Here is a 17,604-nt window from a genome sequence, read left to right as displayed (position 1 = left end):
CTTCAAAATACGGGTTTCAAGCTTTCCCATTTCACATCCCATTGTCCGTTTTTAGGAAATCCGGGATTCTCTTCCTCACAACCATCCCAACCGGCACACATCATTGCGACAACGGTAAGCAGTCCGCCATTTCCCGGCAAGTAAAGCGGAAGTCCCTCATTCTGGAAATTGTGTCCATTAGGCAAGTAAGTATTTTTCTGAACATTCTTCAACAAGGCTTCCAAAGCCCATTCCGGTTCATTCAAACGGATCGCAGTCATGGCCATTAAAGGGAAATCCCATCCCCAGGTTTCAGCCCAGTCCCAATTGTCCAGGACATGACGCAAGGTTTTACGCATAACCTCCTTATCCAAGTTAGCCGATGCAGGAAGGAAACCGTAAGCGGCCAATTGAGTCGGATGTCCCCCGTCTTTCTCCAACACAGATTCAGCCTCGACATAGACACCCTTGACAATGGGCCAGGGAGCCATCTGATCTGCCATCCGGTCCCAATCGGCATTCCGTTTCCGCCCCATCCGTTCCCTCCAGTCATTCGCCTTTTTCAAGCCCCAACTCCAATATGCCAGTTCGAAAGTAGGATTGATATTGTCCCGGAATGTTCCACTGTTTCCTTCACGGGCGGAGATTATCGGAGGTCCCAAAACAAAGCATTTCCGGGAGGCATCCCAATGAGCGTAATCGTACATGAATTCGGCTGTCGCATCTATCAGGTCGCCGAACCGGTCCAATGTCTCCCGTGTCGGATTTTCCCGGTAAAGCAATTCCGCATAAAAGATCGGATGCGGCTGTTGCCAGACCAATAAGGGGCCGACACCGGAAGGCGCCTCCACGCCGTCCGGCCCGATCATCTTCGGCCAACGTACACCTTTATATCCCTGCGTGGCAGCATACGATTCCGCCACTTCAACAATCTCTTTATACCAGTCTAAGGTATTCGACAGGCAGGCAGACCGGCCCCATAGTGCAAAATGCACAGAATGCCACCAATGCATCTCCAGATGGAATTTGCCGTACCAACTATTGCAGGTCAAGCCCGTTTCCTGCGGCGGATACTGTTGCCGGGACTGGATGGCGGTCAGATACTGCGACAGAACAATCCGGCGCTCCAGCTCTTTCCAACGGTGATCTTTGCTGCCCGACAGATCGACAGCGCCGCCGCTCATCCAGAAAGTTTCCCATGCCTGTCCGTTTGCTCGGACAGCAGAGGCATAATCACCGGATGTATTCAATATCTTTTCATCTGTAGAAAAATCGACCAACAGCGTAAATTCGTCTTTACCGGAAAGCAATTCAAGGGAATAGTCATGACGGGATGTCTCTCTCAGAGCCGCCTTCACGGATGTCCGTATACGGCAATAATAGACAAAATCATCCGTCTGATGTTTAATGATCCAATCGTTTTCACCGCTTCGGATGATCCCGGACCAATGGCCGTCCTCTTTGTCCCAGACAGCCGGTTCCTTTCCAAATGCGACACTGGGAAATGGGAAGCAGATCCGCACGCCCAACTTCTTTTCGGAAAAGAGAGGAGATTTCAAGCGATAGGCCAACTCATCTTTATCCGGATGACAAAGTGTCGTGATTTCGACAGGAGAGCCGGACAGCTTAAAACGGCTTTCCAAGGTTCCTTTCCAAACATTCAACTGTTGAAAAGTTTCACTCAGTTCATTCTCCGAAAGCGTCTTTCCTTCCGCCTTCAGCAAACCGATCAGAGCCAATCCCGTTTGATGGGGATTGGCGCGAAGATATTCATGGCCGGGAGAAGAGCCGATCGGATATGGGACTTTCTTGTCGTAAGCATCCACATATTTGAAGACCTCAGACAGCTGATAGTTTTCCGTATTCGGAAAACTATGCCAACCCCACTCCGACATTGTCGATAAGGGAATCCCAGCCCTGTACAATTCCGGAAAGGTTTGCATTCCCGTTATATCGGCTGTATAGCAGAAGCGTCCGTTCCCGACGGAAAGTGGAGAATATTTGTCAATCTGCGTCTGCGTCACATTATGACGCGTGACAAGTGCTTTCCGGTCTATCTTGTTACTTCCCGCCACTCCCTCACCACAGCAGGCAAACAAGAAAGCGACCATAATCAATCTTTTTATATTCATATCCTACTTCCTTTTTGAAGATATTACATCATTGGGATTCAGTCTCCTACTTTCGTTCCACTGCAACCCGCACCGTCACTGGTCCCAACAGGCCGGAAGGTTCCAACGTAATCTCGGACACGGCATTTCCTCTGAAGTCATTTCCCAAAACGACATTCGTTTGTGTATATTTGGCCGGCCCCACCGATATCTCGTCACCTGCGACCCGGTTAAACCAGGAATTGGTAACTTCCACTACCAAATCGTTTTCTCCTTCCTTCAAGCCGTCTGTTATATCCACACGGAAGGGTTTTGTCCAGACAACTCCCTTGTCTTTCCCGTTGATACGGACAGAGGCAATCCCGACATCCTTTACATTTTCCAGTTGCAGGAAATACCGGTTTGCCGGATTCTTTTCAAAATTAGCGGTAAATTTCTTATTATAGACTGCCGTTCCCGAATAATATTTGATTCCTTTATCCGGATGTGTCGTCCAGTCTATCAGTTCGGGGAAAACGACGGATGTCGGGCCTCCCCATTTCGGATCGAAATTGACGGTCCAGGCGCCATCCAACGTTTGCAGGGCTTCATAATCAGGATCATTGCAGGCTTTCACTCCTTGCTCATTCCGGTCGATCACCTTGTGGAACACTACGAATATAGAACCGTAAGGTTCCAACGCTAAGGGAACGACCGTCTTTTCCTCTTTCTGGGTGAAAGCTCCGGCATCACGTATTTCTCCGGTAAGGGCATCCCATAACTCCGGCTGTAGTCCTGAAACACGGAAACGTGCGTTGACCGTTTGCCGTTCTGCCGTCTGATTGCTGACAAAGTAAACATGGGTATTACCTACTACATAATGGATGTAATCAAAATCCGTCTTACTATCGTTTCCTTCGACAGCAAAATCAACCGGTTGGTTCCGGGATAGAAGATATTCCCTGGCGCTTATTCCCCAAGAGACAAGCCCCTTTCCGTATTTATTCTGTCCCGTTGTTCCGGTTGCCGCTCCCCAAAGCAGATCTGCCAATTGTTTGAATTCGGCAACTCCCTTCTCACCTCCGGCCAATGATACTGCTTTCTGTGGTTTGGGACCGAGAACAGAGGCTCCTTCTTTTACCAGCGTTTCCAACTTCTCCAACACAGGCAACGACAAGATCCGGTGATCCGGCAGAACCAGCACTTTATATTTCCTGCCGCCCGGCACAACGATATCTCCATTTTCGACATCCGATTTCATCAAAATATTTTCATCCGTCACATCGTAATCAAAACCGAACATCGCACCGGGCATATCCGAATGCTTAAACGGATAGACATTCGGGACGTGATCGCCATAATAATAAAGGACATCGGCGACGAACGTTCCTTCCTGCGCCAACATCTGTACACGATGCATGTAATCGATGAAAGGGGCCGACTTGCTCCACCAGGTAACACGCGGGTTCACATGCGTACCGGCAAAATATTCCTGTCCCGGTATTCCCTGCTCCGCGGGGGAACAAGTAAAGGTATGGAAATACACGCGGTTCAGGCCGGCGCATATTTCATGGTCGAATGCCGACTTCTGATCGTGCCACAGTTCATCGTTCCAATGCGGACCGATCGTCGTGAAAGACTCGGCTCCTACAATCTTCTTTCCGTAAATATGAGCGGCGGAAGAGGCCTGCTTGATAAAGAAACGGTCCTGCGGCCGCGGACGGTGCGGGGAAGGCGACCAGAACTCGCTCATCACAATATCACTGAAGCCATAATCCTTAATACCGTCCAACGGCCCGGCATGGGGTCCTGCCGACTCCGGTTGAATCCCCATATTATGCTGATGGGCATGTTCGGCAAAGCGGGCATAATGATTCGTGGCGACCAGATGGCCTATCGTCTTGCGGAAGTCAGCCAGAAAAGCATTCGAGGCATCGATATTGTCCACTACATGCCCGGCAATAAGAGGCAAATATAGTTTCAAATCGTATCCGCAATACGAACGGAACTCATCGGCGAAAGCATCCGTCCAGTTCATTCCTCCGCACTCCCAGCTATCCGTCTCCATAAACTTCAATGTCGAGCCGACATGCTTTTCACCCGCCGCCTGAAGGATCGGTTCAACAACCGTATTCCAATAATAATCGAATGCATTCCGATCCATATAATCTAATACATTGCCTTGCCAATCCCTGCTGGAGGTCGAAACTTCGGACTGGGTGCAGGTATAACCGATACGCATAATATTCCAGTCGCCGGCAGGAGCGTCCCAGCTAAGCAAGCCTTTTTCATCCATCTTTCCTGTAAGGTCGACTATCCGGGCCTTATCGACAAGACAGATCGTTTTATCCTGTTTCTTTTCTCTGCCATGCGAACTGTTCTCCAACAAGAAACGGCAGTCCGGAGCAGAACCTCCCAGTTCGTGGAAGCCTAATTTCAGATCCAGATTACTGACAGGTTCGTCCGTTTTGTTTTCTTTATTCGCCGGGAAAGCAAGGACCACGATATCCTTATAGAATCCTTTATGGATTTCAGGTTCCGCCAACTGCAAACGGAGCGTTTTTCCTCCTGCGGCCTTTTGCTCGGAATAAGTCAGTTGCTTGGCCGCATACTGCGGAGTAACACACGGACCGCCCAGGTTCCAGCCACTCTGGATGTTGAAACCGATTTCCAACCCTAAACGCTTAGCCTCATCCAAAGCAAAAACAAAAAGATCCGTCCATTCCTTACTACCGAAAAGCGGCCCGGCAGGGATATCCTTGTTCCCCCGCTGATTATGTCCGCCGGCATCAAAGATCATCGCTCCCTGGAAATTCCGGGATCTCATTGCTTCCAAATCTTTTGTAATAGCTTCTTTTGTCACATTTCCATTCAGCCACCACCACCAGCAATTGACGCCATAGGTTTTATCCGGTTGCTGGAAATTGCTTTTCAAATAGTCATAGTCAATTTGTAAATTCCTATCTACAGGTTGATTATCCGAACCCGCACAGCTAAAGAGGAAGCCGAGTAATATCGCTTCCCAACATATTGTTTTCCAACTCATCGCTCACATCTATTATCTATCTTAATAATCAAACCCGCTAAAATTTTATTCATTGTCTGATTCATAAAACTTTAGCGGGTCTTAGTAAAAATCACTATACTGACCGGTTAGTCCCAACCCGGATTTTGTTCCATTACGATATCCTTATTCGTATCGATCACAACCTGGGGAATCGGCCATAAATTGAAATGCTTGGTCAATGTCGTTCTCGGATCATCCCAGTAAGCGTATTTCTTAATCCGATCTACGGCAACTGTTCCACCCATGCGCAACAAGGTATTCCAACGACACTCTTCATACACCAGCTCACGGGCACGTTCGTCCAGGATCAAGTCTACATTCACATCCGATGCTTTCACCAGATAGTCACACTGCGCACGTTTACGCAGCAAATTAATATCATCCGCCGCGCCGGCATTGTCTCCGGATCGCATCTTGGCTTCTGCACGCAACAAAATGGTTTCCGGCAAACGGATCAGGTACTCGTCACGGAACAGGTTGCTTCTGTTTTCCCCTGCATTCAGGCCTCTGTACTTATCCGTTGATATTTTGCAGGAGATCGGGAAACATTGTGTCCATGCACCGTCTCTCGCATCCTGGCTCTCCCCTTCCTTATAAATAACGCTCCAAGGAACCGGTACACCATAATAAGGAGAAGAAGGCATATTTCCCAATAAAGTACGCCTGAGAACGGCTTCCGAATTACGCAAATCTTTTCCCCATTTGCCTTCATAAATAAGATCTCTCGTATATTCTGTCGGAGTTATCTGTACAATGCCACGTCCTCCGACATCCTCCATTGTCGAATTCAAATGAGCCGACATGGGATCTCTGTAAACAGGGCCGAAAGAACGGGAATACTGCAATTTAGACTGTCCATCCTCCGCTTTATAAGCATCATAGTCAATCTGGGCTACCCAAATAGCCTCTTTGTTACCTTCCTGGTAATTCTGATTCCCTTCTTGAAACAAATCCCAATAAACATTCCCTTCTACCGGATAACCGGCTGCTGAATATAGATGTTCGGGAGTCTGCATATCTTCCGCCGTTGCATAATAATAAACCGGATCTTCATTTGCTCTGGAACCGAAACGTTCCGTCATCAAACTATAGACCGAACTGTCAATCACATCATTACCATAGGCAATCGCTTGCTGGTAAGCAGCAGGAGCCTCACCGCTCTTGCCTTCCTCTTCCAAAGCGATACCTTTATCAAGATACAATTGGCAAAGGTTATGCAGGGCAGCACCTCTGACCAAACGTCCCGTGGTTCCGGTAGTCTCCGGCAAATCATTCAGGGCCGCTTCCAACTCATCGATTGCAAACTGATAGGTTTCAATACGACTGCTACGCTTAAAATCATAATGCGGAGTTGTCGTAATTTCCGTTACAAGTGGCACGCCTCCATATAATTCACCTAAATTCCGATAGGCAAAAGCCCTGAAAAAGCGGGCCTGGGCTATTGCATACGATTTTTCAGCATCCGAACTCCAGGAAATCTGCGGAAGTTCTGCCGCATACAGAGCAAGGTTCGCTTTTGATATCAACTGATACCAATGTGAATAGTTCGTATAAAATACCTCTGATGTCGAATTCAATATACTATAGTCATTGAAACGGTTACTGCGACGGATAGTAGCCACGTCAAACATGTCCGTCCCGTTTCCACCACGAAAGACAAAGGCTGTATTGCTCTCTTCAACCATACACATCATGACACGTATGTGAGAATAGCAACCTACCAGAACCTGGTCTACCTGTTCGGAAGTAGAGAAGACATTATCTATCGTATAAAATGTTTCAGGATCTTCTTCCAAAAACTTGGAATCATTGCAACTACCGAGCAAACCGACACTCAGCAGACCATAAACACTATATTTTAATAAGTTTTTCATTTCTATATTATTTTAGCCATTAGAAACTGATATTAGCGCCTAAAGAGAAAGAAGTCAATACCGGATAGGTGTTTTCACTAACGGTAACCCCAACTTCCGGATCTCCACCTTGCCAATTAGTTATCGTAAATAAATTCTTCGCCGTAAAAAATACTTTCAGGTTTTGGATGTTCACTTTCTGCACCCAAGGTTCGCGAAACGTATATGACAAAGTCACATCTTGTAAACGTACGAATGCCCGATTCTGCAATCCCAGGAAACGTCCGCCATCCCCATTAAAGGTTGCTGCGGGATATTCGTTGCTCTTATTCTCCGGAGTCCACCAAGGGATATAAATGCCATTCGTATTAAATCTCCCTGAACCATTGGTCAAATAAGCTCCTTTATTTGATTTTTGATAGTATCCGCCACCACCGAATGTCCCGGTCAGCATAAAATACAAATCCCAATTCTTATACGTAACCGTGTTGCTCATATTCAACTTGAAGTTTGGAGTTGAATAGCCCAAAATAACACGGTCGGATGAAGTGATCACTCCATCACCGTCCATATCTTTATATTTAGGGATACCCGGAGTTGCTCCGTTCGCTTTCATATATTCGGCGTCTGCTTCCTGGACTATACCATCTTGTTGATAGCCATAGATAGCACCTAAAGGTTTACCGATAAAACGTGAGTTTGAAATATCGTCATCTTCTTTACCGTCACCATCCAGATCATCGCCATACAAATGGGTTAACTTATTACGGTTCAACCAGAATGTTAAGTTCGTCATCCAATGCCAATCTTTCGTATCGATATTCACAGAACGAATCGTCAATTCCACACCTCTGTTATTTACCTGCCCCATAGAAGACTTCATATTCTTAAAGCCGGTCATAACGGGGATATCTCTCGTGAATATCTGATCCGTTGTCTTTGAAAAATAAAGGTCCAGATCCACAAACAAACGATTACCCAGCCAAGCAGATTCAAAACCAGTATTCCAAGATTCTGTCGTTTCCCAGCCTAAATTGGCATTACCAAGAGCTTTCTGATTCAATCCATAAATAATATCGCTCCCTCCGAATTCATAACGGACACCTCCGGAAGCCCCGTTATTGATAGTAGACAATGTTCCGTAAGGATCCAATCCCTGGTTACCGTTCTTACCCCATGACACCTTCAATTTCAAATCATCCAAGAAAGAAGTCCGAGCCATAAACTTTTCGCTGCTCAATCTCCAAGCGCCACCAAAAGCGAAGAAATCTCCCCATTTCTGATTAGCTCCAAAAACAGAAGCTCCATCACGACGATAAGAGCCGGTAAAGAAATAACGGTCATCGTATGAATAAGAGGCACGTCCCAAATATCCGATGTTGGAACGCTGATTATTATCCATATTTACTTTCTGGACTGTCGCTTTGTGCAGCCCGTTAAGCCCCAAAGTCGTATTTCCATTTGCAGCGAAGTTTGATCCGGTAGTTTCTATTTTCTCATATTTTTTCCTATCGCGCGTTGCGACAGCAGTCAGATCAATCGTATGCTTTCCAAATGAGTTTTTATAATTCAGGATATTATCGATCACCCAACTATCGGTTGTATTATTATTGATTTTTCCATTCGCACTTGTCAATAAACTTTGGAGCGTGGACGGAGAATAACGATTTTCGTCATCATAAGCGCCTTCCTTGACAAAATACCCCTCATAATAGAAATCTCCGGACTGATTTTTGCTTAAGTTACCGGCATAATTAAAACGGTAACTTAATCCTTCAACCCAAGGAAGCTTAACAACAGCATAAGCATTGGCACGGAAATTATTCCGGATGTCCTTATTGTCCCGAACACTTCTGTCGGTGTCCCACAAAGCATTTACACTTGATTGTGTATATGGGAACTTTTCCAACAATTTTTCCGATTCATTTCTATACATCACGCCATAAGGAGACGTTTGCGTTGCCTCTCCAACATTGGCTCCTACTCCGGAATAGTCCGACTTTGTAAAGGCTGCATCTACTCCGATTTGCAGCCAGCTCGTTATATCCGTGTTGATTTTTGCTAAAGCTGTAATTCGATTATAATCATCACCGATAACCACACCTTGATTATCCGAGTAGGCTGCAGACAAATAATAATTCATTTTTTCTCCGGCTCCGGAAACAGAAACCTGGTAATCCTGTACCCAACCTGTGCGGGTTGACGCATCCAACCAATTTATTTCCCTACCGGCTTCCATATTTGCCAATTCCTGAGGCTTTAACCAACTTAAATCCGAACTATTATTCCGGGCCATAACAGATTCGAGCCATTGTTCTCCTTTCATCAACTCCGGTTTATTCTGCCAGGTCTGCATACTACCCGAAGCATTAAAAGTGATAACAGGCTTTCCTGTTTTTCCTTTTTTAGTCGTAATAATAATCACACCATTTGCGGAACGGGAACCATAGGCAGCAGCAGATGTCGCATCTTTCAATATATCATACGAAGCGATATCATTCGGGTTTATATCATTGATACTACCCATAAAAATCACTCCATCCACAACGATCAACGGATCATTCGAACCCGAAATAGACTTTTGTCCACGCATTTGCATGCTCGGCTCTCCACCGGCGGAATTAGTCGCGCCAATATCCAAACCTGAGACATTCCCTTTCAGAGATTCCAATGCATTCAAATTCGGCGACAGGGCAATCGGAGAATTTTCCAATCTAACGGAACTGACAGAACCGGTAAAGTCTTTTCTTTTTGTCGTTCCATAACCGATAACGATTACTTCATCCAACGTCTCCGTATCTTCCTTTAATAATACATCCAACGTATTGCTGTTTCCGACAGGAATTTCCTGGGTAATATATCCGATATAAGAGACAACCAGAATGCTATTCGAACTCACTTCAAGCGAATATTGTCCATTGATATCCGTAATCGTTCCATTTGTTGTCCCTTTTTCAACTATATTAGCACCAATTACCGGTTCACCGCTCTGATCCTTAATAACACCGGTAATTTTCCGGGTGCTTTGTTGGGTAGACGAAGAAACATAACCGGGTGCAGAAAGTACTATTTGGTTGTTTTCTTTAATAATATAAGTGATTTGGGCTTGTTGCTTAATCTGTTCCAGCAGATCCCGGATATTTCCTCCCTGAGCAGAAATCGTAATTCTTGTATTCAGACCGGATAAATTGTCATTGTAGAAAAATCGGTAATCACTTACTTTTTCTATTTCGCGAATCACCTCGCGAGTGGATTTGTTTTGCATGGATAAGGATATCTGCGCAGAAAGTATTGTACCCGAAACAAGACAAAAACTTCCAATTGTGATTCCTTTCCTTAATAAATTCTTTAAGGTATTCATTTTTTTAAAGTTCTCCATTAATTAGTAATAAATTAAAAGGTAACTTTGCATACGAAATCAAGTGGTGAGAAGCGAAGATTTCAAATTTGCAAAATTACATTGCATAATTATCAGGTGTGTCTATACCATAGATGCACCTGTGTTTTTCATACTCTCTTTCCCATAGGCATTCTGTTTATTGTTAACACTTTATTTTATTATTTTCTCTCCTCTATAATAATCTCTCCACCAACCTTTTTATATACAATCGGTGCTGTAAGACTAATTAATTCAATCACATTCTCCAAGCTATTATTTTTTATAACTCCTGAGAAACGATAACGCTTTACCTTTTCAGAGGCAAACCGCACTTTGACATTATATAAACGATCCAACATCACGGCGACCTCTTCCATCGTCTCTCCCTTAAAAACCAACTCATTATCTTTCCACATCCGGGCATAAGCCGCGAGCTCGTCGGAGACGATCATTCTGCGTGAAGACTTATCAAAGCTCAAACTCTCATCAGGTTTCAAAATGACTTCATCCTTTCCTACCGATGTACGGACTTTTCCTTCAAAAAGAGTTGTTGTCAACTCTTTATCTTCCTGATAAGCTTTTACATTGAATGTAGTGCCTAACGCTTCGACCTCCATTTCTCCTGCTTTCACTATAAATCGGGAAGTGGAATCTTTTGCCACTTCAAAATAGCCTTCTCCCGACAAAACAACCTGACGATTCTTTTTCCCGTAATCACCATTATAGGTTAATTCCGTATGAGAATTCAACCAGACCTTTGTACCGTCCGGCAATATGACACTTGCCCTCTGTCCTTTATCAACTAAGACTTTATAGTTCTGCAACGAATAATTTGCCGTTTGATCCACCAAATTCATATATAGATGGACAAAAGTTGCAAAGCCTAATAGAAACACAACAGCCGCCGCATAGGGCAACCACTGGCGGAACTGTAGCTTTCGAACTGATCTTGGTTCCTTCTTTCCCTCTGTTTCCGTATGTATCCGACTTTGAATATTCCGGAACATACGATTCTGAATTTCAACCGGAAGTTCTTTTCCCTCCGCCTCTGTCCAAAATTGGCGGTAATGTTGGAACAACAGTTCACGAATTCCAGGTTGCCTGAACCAGGTCCACAACTCATGTTCCTGCTCGGCAGGAAGTTCACCACGCATAAAGCGGTCCAGCAACTCTATGTATATATCTTTTCTTTCCATCCTCTATATTGTATATCCCCTATAAAGAAAAATCACTTACAAAGGCGTTTATGTTTAACACTGATTAACCAAATAACAAAAAAGGAGTAGCCATCTTTTATCTGAAGGCAGTTTAGAACGTAAATATTGAAAAGAACGATAAAGCTGTGTCTCCACCGTTTTTTCGGAAATGGATAATTTATGGGCAATTTCTTTATTAGAAAGTTGTTCAAGGCGGCTTAAACGAAATATTTCTCTTCGGGCGGGAGGTAGATTTTCTATTAAATGGTCTATATACTCAAGAAGGGAATTGGTGTCGTGTTGTTCTTCTTCTCTTGAATTATCACTTAGATCAATATTCTCAACATGCAACGTTGCATGTTGAGACAGACGGAATTCCGTCTGTCTCAACATGCAACGTTGCATGTTGAGACAGACGGAATTCCGTCTCCTTAAAAACTAAATGCCGGGCAATCGTAAACAGGTAGGCCGTGATCCCTAACTCAGGTTCTATCTGCTCGTGCTTTTCCCAAATTTTCAGAAAGACATTCTGTGTCAAATCTTCTGCGAGAGATTTATCAAACAATAAAGAGTTGATGAAGTTATACACCTGAGGGTTGTAAGTCCAATACAAATCCTCAAAAGCTTTTTCGTCACCAACTTTCAAGCGTTTCAGTAAATCTTCATTAACTCTCATTTTATGTCGTTTTTTTATAAATTTGCATTAGACAAATTTACCCAAGTATATACAATAAACTATATACTTGGGTAAGATTATTCAGAGGAGGTTATCCTCCATAAGAGATTACGACAATCAATATCCGAACAACTCTTCCTGTGTCAGCTTCTGGATCGGACCGTATTGTGACAAGCCTTTCAGATTGAGATCCTTTTCATCGCCTAATACACAATAGATATAAGTACGTCCTTTTACCCATTTTTCCTGGAACGACTTGATCTCAGGCAATGTCATCGTTTGGGCTTTTTCGAAAAGATCCTTACGGCTGTCGGTATTCAGACCTAAATCCTGAGCATTCAGATAAGACCAGAGAACGTCGGATTTGGTAATACGCTCCGTACGCAAACGGGTGATGAGAGCTTCTTTAGCCAAGTTGAATGCCTTTTCTGATTCAGGCATATTATTGATAATTTCATCGAATGCATTCATCGCATCGATCATCTTATCATTCTGAGTTGCGATAAACGTTCGGTACACATACGGATATTTCAGTTTGGACGGAGCAATCAGGTAAGCTCCTGCGGAATAGGCCAAACCACGCGATTCACGCATTTCCTGGAATACAATCGCGTTCATGCCACCACCGAAGTATTCGTTATACATATCCAATGTAGGCTGGATAGCCGGATCGAACTTTTCACCCCGGTTAGAGACTGCGGAGAAATAAATTTGTTTCGCATCGTACTGGGCAAGCAAAACTTTATTTTCAGGAGTTTCCTGCTGGCTGAACTCGATAGCTGCCGGGACCGGCTGTAACTGGTCAGGGACATTATGATATTGTTTGATGATATCCAGAACGGCCTGCGGTTTTTCCGGACCATAATATAAGATCTTATGATCGAATGAATTGATCTTATGAATGCGGTCAACCAATTCCTGCGGATCCATCTGCTGCAATTCGGCAGTCGTCAGTACATTTGTGGCAGGAGATTTCGGACCCCAGATAGCATACTGGATCAGTTTATTGAAATTCTGTCCCTGATTTAACTTAGCATCAGCCCGTTTTTTCAGGATATCGCCGGCAAGGTTTTCATAGGCTTCTTTATTGACCTGTGCATCCGCCAGAATTTCTTCAAACAGTGCCATTGCTTTCGGCATATTTTCTTTTAAACCTTCCAGCATCACATAAGTACGGTCCGAACCGGGGAATACGTTAAAGTAACAAGCCAATTTATAAAACTCTTCATTGATTTCCTTCAGGCTCTTTTTTGATGTACCCAAATATTTCATATATTCGAAAGCAGTACCCATTGCCTTGTCATTATTCGTACCCATATCGAATACATACATCAGAGAGAAGATATCGTTGGTAGTATTCTCTTTATACAGTACCGGAATATTGGATTTAGCAGTCAGTTTCTGCAAATCCTTATCATAATCCAAGAATACCGGTTCGATCGGAGCGACTTTTGAAGCCTGGATTTCTTTCAGGAACATACTTGAACTGTCGCGGTTCATCACGATCGGTGTGATTTTGGGTTTCTCGATCTTCTTTTCGTTCGGATCTTTACCTTGTTTCTTATAGATGAGCGCATAGTTGTCGCCGAAGTACTTGTTGGCAAAATCAACGATCTGTTGCTTCGTCACTTTGCTCATACGGTCCAGTGAAGCGACTTCGTCTTTCCAATCGACACCGTCGATGAAAGAAGAGACAAACATATCGGCACGGCCGTCGTTACGGTCCATCCGGTACATTTGCATCAGTTTATAGTTATTGATAGCAGCCTCCAGCAAACCTTCGTCAAACTCACCTTTCTTCAGCTTATCGATTTCGGCCAGGAAAAGATCTTTTACTTCGTCCAATGTCTGTCCCTGCTTCGGACGGCCACTAATAACAAATGCGTTATAATCAGACGTTCCGTATGTTCCGGCATAGCAGCTTAGCACTTTCTGTTGTTGGACCAAGTCGACATCCAACAAACCAGCTTTACCATTATTGATAATTTCGCCAGTCAGATCCAGCAAATCCTGGTCAGGAGAAGCAGCTCCCGGAAAACGCCAACCCAATGTCACATTTTCGGCATCGACACCCAACACTTCTTTTACCACCGGCGTTTTAATCGGAGATTCGTGTGTTACCGGCAGTTTAGGCAGATCGGGATTCGGTTTCAAAGAGCCGAAATATTTATTGATCGTCTCGATCATCTGGTCCGGATCAAAGTCTCCGGACAGACAGATGGCCATATTATTAGGGACATACCAGGTCTTATGGTAGTTCTTGATATTCGTGATAGACGGGTTCTTCAGGTTTTCCTGTGTCCCGAGGACAGTCTGCGTCCCATAAGGATGATCAGGGAAAAGAGAGGCCAGAACAGCTTCATACACTTTACGGCCGTCACTGGTAAGAGACATATTCTTCTCTTCATACACCGTCTCAAGCTCCGTATGGAAACCACGGATTACGTTGTTTTCAAAACGGTCTGCCTGTATCTTCGCCCAGTTGTCGATCTGATTGGAAGGAATGTCTTCCACATAGACCGTTTGGTCGAAACCAGTATATGCATTTGTTCCGGTTGCCCCGATAGCGGACATTAGTTTATCGTATTCATTCGGAATTGCCAATTTCGAAGCCTCATAGGAAACACTGTCGATCTGATGATAAATAGCCTGGCGTTCTGCCTCATCGGTCGTCTTACGATACACTTCGAAAAGCTGTTCGATCTGATCGAGCAACGGTTTTTCCTGTTCATAGTTCTGCGTACCGAACTGCTGAGTTCCTTTGAACATCAAATGTTCAAAATAGTGCGCCAGACCTGTCGTTTCGGCCGGATCGTTTTTACCACCCACGCGAACGGCGATATACGTTTGAATACGCGGGGTCTCTTTATTCACAGTCATATAGACCTTCAAGCCGTTATCCAAAGTATAGATACGGGCTTTCAGAGGATCGTTCGGGACCGACTCGTATTTAAACGGGGAAGTCTCTGCACATGCAGTAGCCAGGAAGAGAATAAAGGCTAACTGAAGAAACTGAATCGTTTTACGCATAAAATTTAGATTTAGATAATTACATGCGTCAAATATATGAAATTTAAAACAAAAATAGCTCCCGTCCGAAAAAAAACGGGACAAGAGCCGATTTTTTTCAGACGGGAGCTAATATATGTTCGTACAAAGGTTATATTAAAGGCCGAATGCCTCTTTTACCTTATCGACATAATCCAGTTTTTCCCAGGTAAACAATTCCACTTCGCAGATGGTCGGCTTCGGATTGTAACGAGACGTAAATGTTTTTGTCACAATCTGCGGTTTACGTCCCATGTGGCCATAAGAAGCAGTTTCCAGGTAGATCGGATTACGCAGTTTCAGGCGTTCTTCAATTGCTTTCGGACGCATATCGAACAGGTTCCAGATCTTTTCAGCTATCTCTCCGTCTGTCATTTTCACGTTGGCACGGCCAAATGTATTGACAAAGATATTCATAGGTTTAGCAACACCGATTGCATAAGAGACCTGTACCAGCATTTCATCAGCCACACCGGCGGCAACCAGATTCTTCGCGATATGACGAGCGGCATAAGCAGCAGAACGGTCTACCTTCGAAGGATCTTTTCCGGAAAATGCGCCGCCACCGTGAGCACCTTTACCACCGTATGTATCAACAATGATCTTACGGCCCGTCAGACCGGTATCGCCGTGAGGGCCACCGATCACGAACTTTCCGGTCGGGTTCACATGATAGATGATATCATCATTGAACAAAGCCTGAACATGAGCCGGGTACTGCGCCTTTACACGCGGGATCAGGATGTTCTTAACATCTTCAGCGATCTTTTTCTGCATAGCCAGATCCGCTTCTTCCTGTGTGATGCCTTTTGCAGTGATAAATTCATCATGTTGCGTGGAAACAACAATCGTATCGATGCGTAACGGCTTTCCGTTGTCATCATATTCAATCGTTACCTGGCTCTTCGCATCCGGACGGAGGTAAGGCATCAGGTCGTTTTCATTCTTGCGTATCCCGGCAAGCTCCCACAACAGGCTGTGTGAAAGATCCAATGCCAGAGGCATGTAGTTTTCAGTTTCGTTTGTAGCATAACCGAACATCATACCCTGGTCGCCTGCACCCTGGTTGTAGGGATCTTCGCGCTCGACACCACGGTTAATGTCGCCACTCTGTTCATGGATAGAAGAGAACACGCCACATGATTTCGCTTCAAACTGGTATTCGCTTTTCGTATAACCAATTTTTTCGATCACGTTACGGGCTACATCCTGTACATCCACGTAAGCACTTGATTTTACTTCTCCAGCCAAGACAACCTGTCCGGTTGTTACAAGGGTTTCGCAAGCAACTTTAGAGTTCTTGTCATAAGCCAGGAACTCATCCAGCAAAGCATCCGATATCTGATCGGCTACTTTATCGGGGTGCCCTTCGGACACCGATTCGGAGGTGAATAAATAACTCATCGTTTTTTTAATTGAAAATTGAAAATTGAAAATTGAAAATTAAAAGAGAAACCCAATAAAGTCAACAGACAATTTACAATTGACGGTTAATAAATCAAATTAATGGATTGACGAGGGAAATTTGCTTTGCCGGACGGCAGTAATATAAAGGCTTGTTTTTAGCATTTTTTCCTGTGGTTGCAAGCAATACAAATCTATCCACATCAATTCGGACGCAAAAATACTCCATAATTTTGAATTATGAAGTATAAATGGTTAATTATTTTTTCTTCTTGGTGTTGCGCAGTGCTTTTTTATATTTAAACCCGGCTTTCATTTTCGCAGAACCGGACTTATGTGTTCCGCGCAGGAAGTCCGAAAATTTAAGCTTTTTCTCATCGGCATTTTCATCTTTGGCTTTCTTTTTAAAGACCATGCCACCACCGGTCAGTATCTTTTCTTTATCATTCATAATCGTTCTTTTAAATCTATTATACGTTCTTTCAATACAGGATGTACAACAAACGGAGCAATCTCGGACAAAGGGTCCATTACAAATTTCCGTTCGTGCATAAGAGAGTGCGGCAAGGTTAGCTGCGGAGTTCGCAAGACTTCATCGTCATATAGTAAGATATCGATATCGATAATGCGGTCGTGGTACGCTCCGTTGCTTTTTTCCGTACGGCCCAGTTCTTTTTCTATCTGTTGAGTGATTTGCAATAACTCCAACGGAGAAAAAGAAGTCTTTAATTTAACAGCTGCATTCAAGAAAAAGTTCTCCGACTCGAACCCCCACGGCTCCGTTTCATAGAAACCGGAAAGGGCGAGAATATCTCCCACCCTTTCAGCTAACAACGCTGCGGCTGTTATCATGTTCCGTCGCTTATTCCCGATATTGGTTCCCAAGCCCAGGTATGCAATCGCCATAAGCAC

The 17,604-nt window shown here is 44.3% G+C and carries 11 protein-coding genes; all 11 read right to left on the bottom strand.

What is annotated here, in order from left to right:
- Positions 1-2: 2 nt before the first annotated feature.
- Entirely contained in the window at positions 3-2,111 is a 2,109-nt protein-coding gene (locus tag ACPYIV_RS19675; RefSeq protein WP_425884744.1) for a hypothetical protein, read from the bottom strand.
- Between the two features lie 46 nt (positions 2,112-2,157).
- Positions 2,158-5,115, bottom strand: a complete 2,958-nt coding sequence (locus ACPYIV_RS19670) for a glycosyl hydrolase (protein ID WP_425884742.1) — start codon at positions 5,113-5,115, stop codon at positions 2,158-2,160.
- A gap of 107 nt (positions 5,116-5,222) precedes the next feature.
- Positions 5,223-7,010 carry a RagB/SusD family nutrient uptake outer membrane protein gene (locus tag ACPYIV_RS19665; RefSeq protein WP_293733250.1) on the bottom strand — a complete coding sequence of 596 codons (1,788 nt, stop codon included), beginning with the start codon at positions 7,008-7,010 and terminating at the stop codon, positions 5,223-5,225.
- A gap of 19 nt (positions 7,011-7,029) precedes the next feature.
- Positions 7,030-10,254, bottom strand: coding sequence for a SusC/RagA family TonB-linked outer membrane protein (locus ACPYIV_RS19660; protein ID WP_425884740.1), 3,225 nt, complete (start codon positions 10,252-10,254; stop codon positions 7,030-7,032).
- A gap of 293 nt (positions 10,255-10,547) precedes the next feature.
- On the bottom strand, positions 10,548-11,564 hold the full coding sequence (locus ACPYIV_RS19655; protein WP_299361267.1) for a FecR family protein: 1,017 nt from the start codon (positions 11,562-11,564) through the stop codon (positions 10,548-10,550).
- A 54-nt stretch (positions 11,565-11,618) separates the two neighbouring features.
- Positions 11,619-11,957 carry a sigma-70 family RNA polymerase sigma factor gene (locus ACPYIV_RS19650; protein ID WP_425884738.1) on the bottom strand — a complete coding sequence of 113 codons (339 nt, stop codon included), beginning with the start codon at positions 11,955-11,957 and terminating at the stop codon, positions 11,619-11,621.
- Positions 11,905-12,240 (bottom strand): RNA polymerase sigma factor, encoded by a 336-nt coding sequence (locus ACPYIV_RS19645; protein ID WP_425884736.1) that lies wholly within the window; start codon positions 12,238-12,240, stop codon positions 11,905-11,907. Before ACPYIV_RS19645 ends, ACPYIV_RS19650 begins: the two co-directional genes overlap by 53 nt.
- 117 nt (positions 12,241-12,357) lie before the next feature.
- On the bottom strand, positions 12,358-15,270 hold the full coding sequence (locus ACPYIV_RS19640; protein WP_425884734.1) for a M16 family metallopeptidase: 2,913 nt from the start codon (positions 15,268-15,270) through the stop codon (positions 12,358-12,360).
- A gap of 135 nt (positions 15,271-15,405) precedes the next feature.
- Entirely contained in the window at positions 15,406-16,692 is a 1,287-nt protein-coding gene (gene metK / locus ACPYIV_RS19635) for a methionine adenosyltransferase (RefSeq protein WP_425884732.1), read from the bottom strand.
- A 259-nt stretch (positions 16,693-16,951) separates the two neighbouring features.
- The gene (locus tag ACPYIV_RS19630; protein WP_293739548.1) at positions 16,952-17,143 is read right to left on the bottom strand and encodes a hypothetical protein; all 192 of its coding nucleotides are present in this window, start codon (positions 17,141-17,143) and stop codon (positions 16,952-16,954) included.
- Entirely contained in the window at positions 17,140-17,598 is a 459-nt protein-coding gene (folK, locus tag ACPYIV_RS19625) for a 2-amino-4-hydroxy-6-hydroxymethyldihydropteridine diphosphokinase (RefSeq protein WP_293734808.1), read from the bottom strand. The genes ACPYIV_RS19630 and folK overlap by 4 nt, the downstream gene beginning before the upstream one ends.
- Positions 17,599-17,604: the final 6 nt, after the last annotated feature.

The organism is Parabacteroides vesiculifaciens (assembly GCF_049860805.1).
Taxonomy (GTDB): Bacteria; Bacteroidota; Bacteroidia; order Bacteroidales; family Tannerellaceae; genus Parabacteroides.
This window is presented reverse-complemented; position numbering and strand designations above follow the sequence as displayed.

What these genes read in the sequence shown, in the direction of transcription:
- ACPYIV_RS19675 (WP_425884744.1), bottom strand. Translation starts at nt 2,111, where the DNA reads ATGAATATAAAAAGATTGATTATGGTCGCTTTCTTGTTTGCCTGCTGT.
- ACPYIV_RS19670 (WP_425884742.1), bottom strand. Translation starts at nt 5,115, where the DNA reads ATGAGTTGGAAAACAATATGTTGGGAAGCGATATTACTCGGCTTCCTC.
- ACPYIV_RS19665 (WP_293733250.1), bottom strand. Translation starts at nt 7,010, where the DNA reads ATGAAAAACTTATTAAAATATAGTGTTTATGGTCTGCTGAGTGTCGGT.
- ACPYIV_RS19660 (WP_425884740.1), bottom strand. Translation starts at nt 10,254, where the DNA reads ATGCAAAACAAATCCACTCGCGAGGTGATTCGCGAAATAGAAAAAGTA.
- ACPYIV_RS19655 (WP_299361267.1), bottom strand. Translation starts at nt 11,564, where the DNA reads ATGGAAAGAAAAGATATATACATAGAGTTGCTGGACCGCTTTATGCGT.
- ACPYIV_RS19650 (WP_425884738.1), bottom strand. Translation starts at nt 11,957, where the DNA reads ATGTTGAGACAGACGGAATTCCGTCTGTCTCAACATGCAACGTTGCAT.
- ACPYIV_RS19645 (WP_425884736.1), bottom strand. Translation starts at nt 12,240, where the DNA reads ATGAGAGTTAATGAAGATTTACTGAAACGCTTGAAAGTTGGTGACGAA.
- ACPYIV_RS19640 (WP_425884734.1), bottom strand. Translation starts at nt 15,270, where the DNA reads ATGCGTAAAACGATTCAGTTTCTTCAGTTAGCCTTTATTCTCTTCCTG.
- metK (WP_425884732.1), bottom strand. Translation starts at nt 16,692, where the DNA reads ATGAGTTATTTATTCACCTCCGAATCGGTGTCCGAAGGGCACCCCGAT.
- ACPYIV_RS19630 (WP_293739548.1), bottom strand. Translation starts at nt 17,143, where the DNA reads ATGAATGATAAAGAAAAGATACTGACCGGTGGTGGCATGGTCTTTAAA.
- folK (WP_293734808.1), bottom strand. Translation starts at nt 17,598, where the DNA reads ATGGCGATTGCATACCTGGGCTTGGGAACCAATATCGGGAATAAGCGA.